The following is a 12,820-nucleotide window of genomic DNA, read 5'->3' as shown; positions in this document are numbered from 1 at the left end:
GCATAACGATCCCAAGGGAATCGCACTTTTACCCGGCCAAACTCGTCACAATGGATTTCTTCACCTTCGGGGCCGGTAACAATGGCTATTTGTGGCCCATCCATCAACGGTCGATGGGCGGGTTTTGGCCGCCAGGTTTTGTCGGCAGGTACGGCAGTGAACGTATTGTGGTAGGTAGTGGGTTCAGAGCCACCTTCTTCTTTCAGGGCCTGGGGCTGTTGGCCTGTGTGGGTAACGGCCGTGAGTAACCAGTCCCGGTTCAGGTTGGGGCTGTCGTGCTCGGTCAGGGCCACTTTCGCGCCGCAGGTGAAGTCCACTCGATTGCTTTCGCCGTGGGCGGTACTGGTGTCGTTTCTGAGGGCGCCCAGTCGCGCTTCGGTAAACGGCTGGCCACTGGCGTCGGCTTTAAACCGGCCCGGGTAATCGAAGTGCTGATAATCCTGGCGTTGGTTGGCACTGGCAGCGCTTTGTTCGTGCATCAGGGCGTAGGCAGGATTTTTGAAGGTGTAATCTTTGAGAACTATGGAGGCGACACGAACCCGCTCTTCGTAACGAAAACGGAAGACCGCAGGCTGTTGGGTGCTTCCACCGGCTTTGCCATTGTATTCGGCGGCTACGAGGCGAGGTGCATCGCCATGGTGGTCGGCGATGACAAGGCCGGGCTGCTCGTTTCCTTCTTTATCATCACCTACGCTGCCGTGGTGATAGCGGTAATGCCAGCCTTCCTCGGCAGCCAAGCGCTCAATGAACGCCAGATCGCTTTCCCGGTGCTGTACACAGTATTCCCGTTCCCGGGGTTGGCGTTTGAGGTCAAACACCGAATCCATAATGCCCCGTTCTTCCAGCAGAGAACGCACAATGGTGTCTGTGCTCTGAGTCTGGAACATTCGGCTGTTGTGCATCAACCCCAGGCGCCACAACGGCGGCTGGATGATGATCTCGTAGCGGGTACGGCGATGGCCGGAATCACCTCGGGCAAACTCGTTCACCACGCCGGTGAAGCGGCGAAGGGGGATATCATCCTGCCAGATCACAAGATCTACCCGCTGCTCGAGAATCTCGGCAGCATCAATATCCGGATCGGAACTGGCCAGCTCAATACGGCCATAAAAAAGCCCGGATAACCGTTCGGTCAGCGTAAAGCCGACAACGGAAAATAGATCAGAGGGGAGTTCGCCAACACGGGCGGTAAACTGCAGTCCGTTTGCCTGAGGCATATCTTCGGTCCCTGAAGATTGATGTCTTGTTCGAGCTCATCCTGAGCAGATGCCAGATTATAACCTTCAGGTTCCGTAATGTAACCCCACATCCTGAAGGCCGCATAAACATGAGAGGTTGACCACAACATCATTCTGCTGCACGCTAATCTGGTTTCATTACGCAACCCAAGGAGCAGAGCCGCTCCGGATTACCCAACATACAGCACCACCCGACTTCAGGTAGAGAGAGACGCCATGAGCCAATATCAAAATCGTGCCATCGTGCTAAAGCAACGTCCCAACGGAGAGATCCAGGAGGGTGACCTCGTAATGGAAGAGCGCCCGGTGCGTGAGCCCGGAGAGGGCGAAGTCGTTGCCCAGATTCTGTGGCTATCGCTGGATCCCTATATGCGCCCACGCATGAACGATGCAAAAGGGTACATGGACCCGATCGCCATCGATGAACCCATCACCGGTGAGAGCGTGGCGCGAATTGTGGAGTCCCGGTCAGACAAGCTGAAAGTTGGCGATCTGGTTACCTGTTATTCAGGCTGGCAAGAGTACGTAACCTTCCCTGCGGACGCGCCGATGGTTTACAAAATCCACCAGAAAGAAGGCGTTCCGCTGCAGACATATCTCGGCGTTGCCGGCATGCCAGGTCGCACTGGTTACTGCGGCCTTACTTACGTGGGCAAGCCCAAAGCCGGCGAAACCGTCGTGGTTTCTGCGGCGTCTGGCCCGGTGGGCACAGTTGTTGGCCAGACCGCCAAAACGAACGGTTGCAGGGTAGTTGGCGTTGCCGGCGGCCCGGAAAAGTGCAGTTATGTGGTAGATGAACTGGGGTTTGATGCCTGCGTCGATTACAAGGCAGGCAACCTGGAAGCCGATCTGAAAGCAGCCTGCCCCGATGGCATCGACATCTACTATGAAAACGTGGGTGGAGACGTTACCAGAGCCGTTGCTCCGTTACTGAACGCAGGCGCACGGGTACCCATTTGCGGTTATGTCTCGGCTTACAATGCGAAGAGCACTGACAAGGTAGAGACTCCGTTCGATATTCTCAAACGCCTCGACCCGGTTCCAGAGCATCGTTTTTTCCTGGTAACCGAGTGGCAGGACAAGCACCAGGAGATTACCGATATACTTACAAGCCGCATTGCATCAGGCCAGATCAAATACCGTGAAACAGTTGCTGAAGGCCTCGAAAATGCAGTTGAGGCCTTCAAGGGTATGCTGAAAGGCAAAAACTTCGGTAAGCAGCTGGTACATATCACCGATTAACGCAAACTGGCGCTTAATACCGGGAGGATCATTCTCCTATTTTCAGGAGCACCTTCCCGGTATTTTTATTAGCGGCCACATGCGCCATGGCTTCTTCAACCTGTTCGATAGGCCAGGTGGCGTCAATCAGAGGCTCAATCTGCCCTGCGACCAGTAAAGGCCAAACGTTGCGATACAAGGCCTGCATAACTCGCCCTTTGTCCTCAACTGAGCGGGATCTCAATGTAGAACCAATCAAGCGGTGGCGCTTCATCAACATGAGCCCCAGGTCAACTTCCGCAAAGCGACCTCCCATGAGGCCGATCAGATTAATTCTTCCATCAGCATTCAGAACTTTCTGGTTCTCTTTGATGTAGCTTCCGCCAACCGGGTCCAGCACCATATCGACACCGCCCCACTTTTTAACCGCATCGACAAAGGAGCCGTTTTTACGATTCCAGGTTCCCGTTGCTCCCAGCTTGCGGCACACATCAAGCTTGTCGTCATTTCCGGCTGTTGCAAATACCGGGTTGCCAAATGCTGTCGCAATCTGGATGACGGTAGTGCCCAGGCCACTGGCTGCCGCGTGCAAAAGCACCCTTTCACCGGGCTTCAGGTCAGCATCCTGATACAGGTTCAGCCAGGCCGTCGCAAAAACCTCGGGAATGGCCGCTGCTTTTTCCAGCGAGAAACCCTTCGGAACCGGCAGCACCTGAACGGCAGGAACAACAACCCTGGTCGCGTAACCACCGCCTGTAAGCAATGCACACACTTCATCGCCCGGTTTGAACGTTGTCACGGCTTCGCCAACCCTGGCAATGCGGCCGCTCACTTCCAGCCCAAGAATGTTCGACGCTCCTGGAGGCGGAGGATAGACACCGGCCCGTTGCGACAGATCCGCACGGTTAATCGCCGTCCAGACAACATCAATCTCTACAGAATCTGCCGGCAGTTCCTCAGAACCCGCGCAGCTTTCCCATACAAGGGCGTCACCGTCTATCTTGATTGCTTTCATCATGTATCAAATCTCGGCGCTTTCGAGTATCCAGTCATAAATCGAGTGACCGGTCAGGAATATCCCGTCAGGATACCCCATGTGGCTGGATGGTTGTAATGAGTATGTTTTCACAATCCCTTAACCACCCGCATCTCGTGCCAAGGGCTTATATCAGGCGCTGCCTGCAATCGTTTTCGACAGCAACGCCTTATATCCCGGCACCAATGCGTCTCGACTGAAGCGCTGCACACCTGGCACGGGCAACCGCTCCTGGCCGCTATCCGCAGCCTGGTTTTCAATCAGCGCCGCTGCGTAGACCGCCTCAGCGGAAATATCGTCACCACAATCCGGATACAAGTATTCCGGTGCAAACAACTCCGGATAAACTTCCCTTTCCGGCGCAATAGGTACACAGCCTGCGGCTACAGCCTCAAGCACCGCCAGCCCCTGAAACTCATGCAACGCAGTCGAAAGAATGATGTCTGCACTCCCCAACCACTCATAATATTGAGCGCGGTTTGGAGCATATCCGAACTGAACCAACCGATGGGAAAACTGTTCACGGATTGTCACCAGCGCTTCGGGCACTTTTCGGAAGCTCTCACCAAGGATGCACACCTGAAAATTCACCGCTCTTCGATCAAGCTCCTGCAGAATCGCGAGCAGCCGGTCAGGGCCCTTGTCATACTCCCAGCGGGCTGCCCACACAATCCTCAATGGCGATGAGCAAGGCCTGATTTTTTGATCATTACCCCATAGACGCTCGCCCACTTCAGGACACTCGGGCCCTACCTCTGCCTCGTTGATAAATGCATGATCATCGATAGGTACTGGCAATACACAGGATTTCTCGGCAAGGCGCGCAAGCGTTCCCTCCGGAATGCCATCGGGCAGGCGCCGGAAAAGTTTTTCGATGCCATCAAGACAGCTACGCCGATTCCAATCACTGTTGAACACAACGGCATTCGCGGCAATAGCGCTGAAGAGGTTCACCACTTGGGGGTCGACACTGCTGTGCTGATCATCAGATGCCGGATAGGCAAACTGGTTTTCATGCATATAGAGAAGCGCTGGCGTAGCGGCCAGGTTGGGGTGAAATCCCCGGATCGAGGCCAGATCGACCATCGACGTTACAAGCAGAAGGTCCCAACTCTCCTTCAACAACGGCTCGTTCAGCCAGGTAAGCGCATTACCGCGAATTCGCCAGCGGAAGAACCTCGGAGACAAAGAAAGCACATGCCATTCAAAGTCCGGCTGGCTATGTACCAACAACTCTCTCCAGCGACGATGGCTGCCTGCGTCATAGGCAGAGAGAAGGAGTATTCTGCGTTTTCGGAAGGCCGGCGGTTTGAGCATCCGGGCATTCTGCCCTACTCCCGATTAGACAACCAGACGCTTTGATAAGGCTTGAGGGTGATGCAGCCAGAGAGATCATCAATCGTTGTACCCGCGATAAGATCGAACCAATGATCAGTGCCGATGAGGTTGATGTCACTCAAGGCCACCTGCTGCAACTCGTCACTGATATTGTGAATGCAGAAAATAGACTGATCACGGCGCATACTCTGGCGCCAGAAACCAAACAACTGCAGCCCCAGGTGCAGGGTGAACTGGGTTGCATTGGGATGGAAGGCCGACTGCCTGCGTCGAATGGCAATCAGGCGCTTCAGTTCGTGGTAAGCCTTACTGTGATGACTCAGCGAGTTATCGAGTTCCCGCTCCAGATCCCCCAACTGCCACTGGCTGCGATTAATGGAACGCAGGCGCCCGGTGTGCTCAACCCGTTCGGTGTCATTCTCGGTTGCCAGAAGGCTGTGCAGGTAAAAAGCGGGGATTCCCTCAAGTGCGAGCATCACCGTGTGGGCGCAAATGAACCGCTGTAGCTGCCAGTGATCCGCGCCGTTCCCGGCGGTGCCCTTCAACGCATCGTAAAGGGCGATATTGATTTCATAAGACTGGTCCCGGCCGTCCGCTGTCCGCCGATAGGAAACCTTACCGCCGAACGAATCCATGGTGTTGATCAACCGCTGCTTTTCCTCATCACTCAGCAAGCCGTCCGTAGGGCGCATTCCTATGCCGTCATGGGAGGCTATGAAATTAAGATACGTGGTGCCCATCTGAGCGGGCGGCATACTCATCAACCAGGTTTTCAGATGTTTGCAATCGCCGGTCACAAGCGTGTTGATCAATAACGGTGGCAGCGAGAAATTGTAGATCACATGAGCTTCGTTGGCGTTGCCGAAATAGGTGAGGTTCTCACGGTTCGGTACGTTGGTTTCGGTTATGATCACAGCATCCGGGCTGTGGTGCTCAATCAGCAAACGCAAAATCTTGATCAGCTCATGGGTCTGTTGCAGGTGAATGCAGGTAGTACCTGGTTCTTTCCAGAGGAACGCCACGGCATCCAGCCGGAAGATCGAAACACCGCGCTCAAGGTAATAACGGATGATAGCCGCAAACTCGATCAGAACCCGGGGGTTGGCAAAATTGAGGTCGACCTGATCCTCACTGAACGTACACCAGACATAGCGTTCACCATCGTCCGTCTGGACCGGCGTGAGTAGCGGTGAGGTGCGAGGCCTCACCACCGCGCTCAAATCGTCCCGCGGATTACCCTCGTAAAAATAGTCCTTGCCTGGATCAATCCGCTTCTTGAAATTCTCGAACCACCGACTGCGGGCTGACATATGGTTGATCACCAGATCCGACATGAGCTTGAAGTCCCTTGCGATGGCTTCAATGTCGTCCCAACCTCCATGGGACTCATTGACCGCAAGATAGTCCATGACCGAGAAGCCGTCATCGGAACTGTACGGAAAGAAAGGCAGGATATGCACGCCGGAAATACTGTCAGACAAACACCGATTCAAAAACTGATGTAAGGTCGCTAACGGCTTTTCATCAGCTTGCTGCACAGTATCCGCATAGGTAATCAGAATGACATCCGACTCACTCCAGTGATTCTGGTGCGCAGGTGGCGCCTGCTGATCCGCGCTCAGACCCAGCGTTGCAAGCAACTCCTCTGCGAGGAAATCGCAATCCAGTGCCGGATAAACCACTTCAAGCATGCTAAGGAGCTTGGCCTTAAGCGGATGACTCATGGTCGATATTCCTCATTATCCAGATCCACTGCCTCAAGCAACTGCTCCTTGATATCCGGAATCGCGCTGGTGACCCGGTTCCAACTGGGAATAAACGGCGTGTCCATGGGGTTTTCGAGAAAGTAGGCTCCTGCGTGCATAACGTTCTGAGCAAACAACTCAACCGCTTTCTCTTCCTTGTGGCGATCAAACGACAGGCCATTGATGATGGCATCGTTCTGGTAGGTCTCCACAAAATCCAGAGCGATACGGAAATAGGTCGCCTTGATCGTCCGGAATTTCTCGCTTGAGAATATCTCACCATTCGTTGCCAGTTTTCTGAACAGCGCCTTGGAAATATCCACACTCATCTTGGATAGACCCTGATTGGCATCCTCCGGTGAAAGGTCTTGGTGTTTATGATCGTAGACATCCGCAATGTCTACCTGGCAGAGCCTGTTGGTGGCATAGTTTCGCTTCATTTCCGACAGCACGCCGATTTCCAGCCCCCAGTCACTGGGGATGCGAAGGTCATTAATCACATCTGTACGGAAGGAAAACTCTCCTGCCAGGGGGTAGCGGTAACTATCCAGATAGTCGAGAAAATCGCTCGGGCCACACACCTTTTTCATAGCGCGAATCAAAGGGGTCACCAGCAGGCGACTGACACGCCCGTTCATCTTTCCTTCCGCCACCCGGGCGTAGTAACCCTTGCAGAACATATAATTGAAGTTGGGGTTAGCCACCGGATAAATCAAACGAGCCACCAGCTCCCGCGAATAGGTGAGGATGTCACAATCGTGCAGCGCGACGGATTCACTTACGCCAGACGCCAGAACATAACCGAAGCAGTACCAAACGTTGCGGCCCTTACCCATTTCCGTAGGCGCCAGCCCCTGTTCCTGAAGCTTCAGATCAATGGCACGGAGGCGTGGGCCATCGTTCCAGAGCACTTTGAAGTTTTGTGGGAGCTCAGAGAAATATTCAAGCGCATGGCGGTATTGTTCTTCGTTAGCCCGGTCCAGACCGATAATAATCTCGTCCAGATAAGGCACTTTGGTAAGTTCCTGCACGATGTGCTTTAGCGCGGGCCCTTCCAGTTCGGAGTATAACGACGGCAGCACAAGTGACATGGGCCGGGTCTTGCGGAAGGTCATCAATTCGGCTTCCAGATCTTCCACAGGCCGGCGAACTAAGTTGTGCAGCGTGGTAACAATGCCATTCTGGTAAAAGTCGCCCATGGCGATTCTCCTTTGTAGTACTAATATCCGTACTCAAACAGGAGATTGAGTACACACTCATTCCAGCCTTCCGGGCCGGGCTTGAGAGAACGCATAGCGTGCTTCTCTGAGGGTAACTGCACCTCATTACTGTTAATTCCACGGATGACGACGGGAATATCTGCCTCCTCCAGCATTTGCTGATCATTGGGACTGTCTCCCAAGGCAATGGCCGTCACTCGCTCGTCACCATAAAGCTCCCGATACTGCTCTCTGTATTTGTTTTGCAAAAAGCGGGCCCCATCGGCCTTATCAAAAATGCCCATGGCGTGATAGAACCGGCCACCTTTAACCAGACGCAGGTTTTTTGCACCCAACGCGGCTTCAAAACGTATCCGTTCTCCTTCACTCCCCTGCCAAACCAATGGTTCGGTTCCCAGGCGCTCCCTGGCGCGGGAGGCCGAAGATGAATCCAGCCCCGTGAGCTGCGCCAGTTCGTCATCGTCCATATCCGCAAAGCCTCGGAAAAGTGCGCCGCTTTCCCTTTGTGCAGCGAGCACCTTCAGAACCTCTGCCCGGGGCGCCCCAAAATGTACAATCTGCTCACTATCATTCCCAAACGTATCCGGCGGAATAACCACGGCTGCACTGTTTTCCACTATGAAAGGATCGGTGTTTCCAAGTTGCTGACGCAAGATCCGGATTTCCGCAGCGGTTTTACTTGAGTTCAGGATCAGCGGAATGCCTGCCTCCGCGATCCGCTCCAGCGCCGGCCTCGCCTGCTGCCAGCGATAGTTTTCATAGTTGAGCAAAGTTCCATCCAGATCTGAAAATATGAGCAAGCGCGACTTGGGCATGGGAAACTCCTTCAGGATTGGGTCCGAAAAACAGGGCGGCTCAGGGAATGATCATCGGAGACCTCAATCAGTACATCCGCACGACTTGGCAGCTCCTTAAGGCAGGATCGGGTCACCCGCTCATAGTGCATGATGAAGCGGGCTACCTCCTGATCGCTCATGATGCGCAAATCTTCTGCAGCGGGTGCTGACGCGCCCTCATTTGGTGCGCAGCCTGTTTTCTCTGCCAACTTATGCTCCTGCAGTGTGCGCCACTCCAGCACCCGGGACATCGACGGCGCCTTAAGCATAATCAGGCTATCCAGCTCGGCAAAAAACGCTTGATACTTGCCCTTGAGGCACTGATTTACATACCTTCGCCAGATGCCGAAGGGATCTTCCTCCGCTTCCAGAGTGTTGAGGGGCGCGGCCAGAGCTTGATCGTCTTCAGGTAAAGCCCCGAGACACCAGCCCTCAATCAGAACAATCTCTGCCCTGCCTTCAAAAACAGGCCACTCGCTCCTGGGGACACGGTCGTCACGGGATTTGTCGAACGCAGGAATGCGGGTGTGATCACCCGATCCAGCCGTTCGAAGCTGATCAACAACCCGCGTGCCAAGCTCTAAATCGTGTGTTCCAGGCACTCCACGGGTTTTAAACAGTGGGTGCACCTGCTCAGAGAGTGCTCGTCGCTCGGCTCTGGTAAGGTAGAGATCGTCCAGCGAAAAGCTCGCTGTCGGGTATTGCCAGTGATCGCAAAGCAGCCTGGTCAGAAACAGCGCCAAAGTGGACTTGCCAGTGCCCTGGGCACCGTGAATCCCCACAACAACGGTTCTGTTCTTCGCGTTCCTTAACGAGACAATGTGTTCGATCAGAGGCAGGATGGTCTGTTCTACGGTAGCCGCGTAATTTTGAGGAAGCCCTTCTTTATCAATCAGGGCATCAATAGTTGTTCTAAGCTCACTGTCAGACACGTTAAGGTTTCCGTCTTTGATGGATCGATTAACTAACTATTCAACAAATCAGCAGAATTCGTACCATATGGGAGTATAAGCTTTTATGAGTAGCAACGATTTTCGTGTAGAACACCGCTACATGGAACTCCCGGACAGCTTCTACACCCGAGTCCAGCCCACTCCTCTTAAAGACGCAAAAATGGCCTGCTTCAACCATAAGCTGGCACAAGAAATGGGCTTTCATGTAACCAATGAAGCCGACTGGGCCGGAATCGGCGGAGGCACAGAACTGCTTGAAGGCATGGACCCGGTGGCCATGAAATACACCGGCCACCAGTTTGGCATGTACAACCCGGAACTGGGGGATGGCCGCGGCCTTCTTCTTTGGGAAACTCTCGGCCCCGATGGCCGCCGCTGGGACTGGCATCTGAAAGGCGCAGGCACGACGCCCTATTCCCGCTTCGGGGATGGCCGGGCGGTTCTGCGCTCAACCATACGCGAATACCTGTGCAGCGAAGCCATGCACGGCCTGGGCATTCCAACCACGCGCGCTCTGTTTATGGTCAGTGCCCGGAACCCGGTACGCCGTGAATCCATTGAAACCGCCGCAGCTCTTGTACGTGTCGCTCAGAGCCATATCCGCTTCGGCCATTTCGAGTTTGCGGCCCACCACGAAGGGCCGGAAGCACTCAAAACCTTGCTTGAGCATGTGATCGCGCTCCATTTTCCACATCTGATCAAGCTGGCTGAAGAAGAGCGCTACGCCCGCTGGTTTGAAGAAGTGGTGGAGCGAACGGCTCGTCTGATTGCAGACTGGCAGGCCGTCGGTTTCTGTCACGGCGTTATGAACAGCGACAACATGTCTATCATTGGCGATACCTTCGATTATGGGCCTTTCGCATTTCTGGACGACTTCGATGCCGGGTACATCTGCAACCACACTGATCAGGGCGGCCGCTACGCATACAACCGTCAGCCTCAGGTAGGCTTTGCGAACTGTCAGTACCTTGCCAACGCTCTTTTGCCTGTCATTAATGAAGACACCATACGCAGCGGTTTGCAACGCTATGAAGCCACCTATAACGGGCGTTTTTTACAAAACATGCGGGATAAACTCGGGCTGGTGCAGGAAGACGAAGCCGACCTTGGTTTGATTATGGATACCTTCAGCATGCTGCAGGAGCAACACACAGACTACACGGCCTTCTTCCGTGCGCTTTCAAATCTCTACGCCCACGGCCATGCACCCGTGCGGGATCTGTTTGTGGATCGCGAAGTGGCGGATAACTGGCTGACGCGCTATGAGCAGCGGCTTGAAAAAGAAACCCGTGCCCACGATGAGCGTGAGTATGAAATGCGCAGGGTAAACCCCAAATATATCTTGCGGAACTATCTGGCGCAGCAAGTCATTCTGGAAGCGCAGAACGGCGATTACGAACCCATGAAGAAACTGATCAGGGTTCTGGAGCGGCCTTACGATGAGCAACCAGAGCACGAAAAATACGCTGCACTGCCACCAGAATGGGGCAAGCATCTAAACATCAGCTGCTCGAGCTAGGAATAGAGCAAAAGGGAGAAACCGGGGCGAGACCTGAAAGCCTGGCCCGCGGTTTCATTGCTCAGCTACCTTTCAACGGTCTCAGACGGCCTTGGCAGCGATGATCTTCTCGTGCCACTCAACAGGGCCGGTCTGATGGACCGATGTACCTTTGGAATCCACTGCCACGGTTACCGGCATATCTTCCACATCAAACTCGTAAATAGCTTCCATCCCCAATTCCGGGAAGGCAACCACTTCGGCGTGCTTGATGGCTTTGGAAACAAGATAAGCAGAACCGCCTACCGCCATCAGGTACACAGCACCAAACTCTTTAATGGCGTCAATAGCCACCTGACCACGCTCGGCTTTACCTATCATGCCGGTGAGGCCGGTCTTCTCCAGCATGGTGTGAGTGAACTTGTCCATACGGGTTGCGGTGGTGGGGCCGGCGGGGCCAACCACCTCTTCGCGCACAGGATCAACCGGGCCCACGTAGTAGATGAAACGGCCTTTCAGATCCACCGGCAGTTCCTCGCCAGCGTTGATCATATCCACCATCTTCTTGTGGGCTGCATCGCGGCCTGTGAGCATCTTGCCAGACAGCAGAACGGTTTCGCCCGGCTGCCACTCTTTTACCTCTTCCGGTGTAACTGTGTTCAGATTTACACGGCGCACACCCTCACCCACTTCCCAGGTGATTTCCGGCCAGTCTTCCAGGCTTGGCGGTGTTTGCAGAGAGGGGCCAGTGCCGTCCAGCGTAAAGTGTGCATGGCGAGTAGCAGCACAGTTCGGAATAATCGCCACCGGCTTGTTCGCCGCATGGGTTGGGTAATCTTTCACCTTCACGTCCAGCACAGTTGTCAGGCCACCCAGGCCCTGAGCGCCAATACCCAGGTCATTCACCTTATCGAACAGCTCAAGGCGCAGCTCTTCAGCGCGATTGGAAGCACCCCGCGCCTGCAGGTCGTGGATATCAATCGGGTCCAGCAGTGATTCCTTGGCCATTTCCATGGCCTTCTCGGCCGTTCCGCCGATGCCAATTCCCAACATGCCGGGCGGACACCAGCCAGCACCCATCTGCGGAACCATTTTCAGCACCCAGTCCACCACTGAGTCGGACGGGTTCAGCATGGCAAATTTGGATTTGGCTTCAGAACCGCCACCTTTGGCCGCCACATGCACTTCAACCGTATCGCCCGGAACAATCTTGTAATGGATGATCGCCGGCGTGTTGTCTCCGGTGTTCTGACGCTTACCATCCGGGTCAGCCAGAATCGACGCCCGCAGCACGTTATCCGGTTGCATATAGGCCCGGCGCACACCTTCGTTGATCACGTCGTCCAGTGACATCTCACAATCCCACTGAACATTCATACCGACGTTCACAAACACGGTAACAATACCCGTGTCCTGGCACAGCGGCCGGTGGCCCTGGGCACACATGCGCGAGTTGATAAGGATTTGCGCCATGGCATCCTTGGCCGCCTGCGACTCTTCACGCTGATAGGCCTCATGCACAGCCTGAATAAAATCTTTCGGGTGATAGTAAGAAATGAACTGCAGCGCGTCCGCTACGCTTTCAATCAGGTCATCCTGGCGGATTACGGTGGTCATAGGCGCCTCATCAGGTTGGTCTCGTTATGATTGGATCGTCGAAAAACAGGTGGCACAGTTTACCAGAAATTCGCAAGAGCGCGGGATCCGACAGAAGGCGAAGCTTTTTGTCGTTTTC

10 protein-coding genes are annotated in these 12,820 nt (G+C 54.5%); 2 read left to right on the top strand and 8 right to left on the bottom strand.

Annotated features, from left to right (window positions below):
- A partial coding sequence (gene tssI / locus ACN0RL_RS19150; protein WP_417519740.1) for a type VI secretion system tip protein TssI/VgrG occupies positions 1-1,217 on the bottom strand: 1,217 nt, incomplete at its 3' end.
- A gap of 237 nt (positions 1,218-1,454) precedes the next feature.
- On the opposite strand from tssI, the gene ACN0RL_RS19145 reads away from it, so the two are divergent.
- A complete protein-coding gene (locus ACN0RL_RS19145) occupies positions 1,455-2,480 on the top strand; it encodes an NADP-dependent oxidoreductase (RefSeq protein ID WP_417519738.1) in 1,026 nt (341 codons plus the stop codon).
- A gap of 28 nt (positions 2,481-2,508) precedes the next feature.
- Here the strand turns inward: ACN0RL_RS19145 and ACN0RL_RS19140 are convergent, their stop codons facing one another.
- From ACN0RL_RS19140 to ACN0RL_RS19115, 6 genes are all read right to left on the bottom strand, one after another.
- A complete protein-coding gene (locus tag ACN0RL_RS19140; protein WP_417519736.1) occupies positions 2,509-3,477 on the bottom strand; it encodes an NAD(P)H-quinone oxidoreductase in 969 nt (322 codons plus the stop codon).
- Between the two features lie 150 nt (positions 3,478-3,627).
- Positions 3,628-4,812, bottom strand: coding sequence for a tRNA-queuosine alpha-mannosyltransferase domain-containing protein (locus tag ACN0RL_RS19135; RefSeq protein ID WP_417519734.1), 1,185 nt, complete (start codon positions 4,810-4,812; stop codon positions 3,628-3,630).
- A gap of 14 nt (positions 4,813-4,826) precedes the next feature.
- Positions 4,827-6,557 carry a sugar phosphorylase gene (locus tag ACN0RL_RS19130; protein ID WP_417519732.1) on the bottom strand — a complete coding sequence of 577 codons (1,731 nt, stop codon included), beginning with the start codon at positions 6,555-6,557 and terminating at the stop codon, positions 4,827-4,829.
- Positions 6,554-7,777 carry a glycosyl transferase gene (locus tag ACN0RL_RS19125; RefSeq protein ID WP_417519730.1) on the bottom strand — a complete coding sequence of 408 codons (1,224 nt, stop codon included), beginning with the start codon at positions 7,775-7,777 and terminating at the stop codon, positions 6,554-6,556. Before ACN0RL_RS19125 ends, ACN0RL_RS19130 begins: the two co-directional genes overlap by 4 nt.
- Positions 7,778-7,797: 20 nt before the next feature.
- Positions 7,798-8,613 (bottom strand): HAD-IIB family hydrolase, encoded by an 816-nt coding sequence (locus ACN0RL_RS19120; protein ID WP_417519728.1) that lies wholly within the window; start codon positions 8,611-8,613, stop codon positions 7,798-7,800.
- 11 nt (positions 8,614-8,624) lie between these two features.
- Positions 8,625-9,566 (bottom strand): hypothetical protein, encoded by a 942-nt coding sequence (locus ACN0RL_RS19115; protein WP_417519726.1) that lies wholly within the window; start codon positions 9,564-9,566, stop codon positions 8,625-8,627.
- A gap of 85 nt (positions 9,567-9,651) precedes the next feature.
- Here ACN0RL_RS19115 and ACN0RL_RS19110 point away from each other — a divergent pair, with 85 nt between their 5' ends.
- Complete coding sequence (locus ACN0RL_RS19110) at positions 9,652-11,106, top strand: protein adenylyltransferase SelO (protein ID WP_417519724.1); 1,455 nt, start codon at positions 9,652-9,654, stop codon at positions 11,104-11,106.
- Positions 11,107-11,187: 81 nt separating this feature from the next.
- On the opposite strand, the gene ACN0RL_RS19105 is transcribed toward ACN0RL_RS19110, so the two are convergent.
- The gene (locus ACN0RL_RS19105; protein ID WP_417519722.1) at positions 11,188-12,702 is read right to left on the bottom strand and encodes a fumarate hydratase; all 1,515 of its coding nucleotides are present in this window, start codon (positions 12,700-12,702) and stop codon (positions 11,188-11,190) included.
- Positions 12,703-12,820: the final 118 nt, after the last annotated feature.

This window comes from Marinobacter sp. (assembly GCF_048259445.1).
Taxonomy (GTDB): Bacteria; Pseudomonadota; Gammaproteobacteria; order Pseudomonadales; family Oleiphilaceae; genus Marinobacter.
This window is presented reverse-complemented; position numbering and strand designations above follow the sequence as displayed.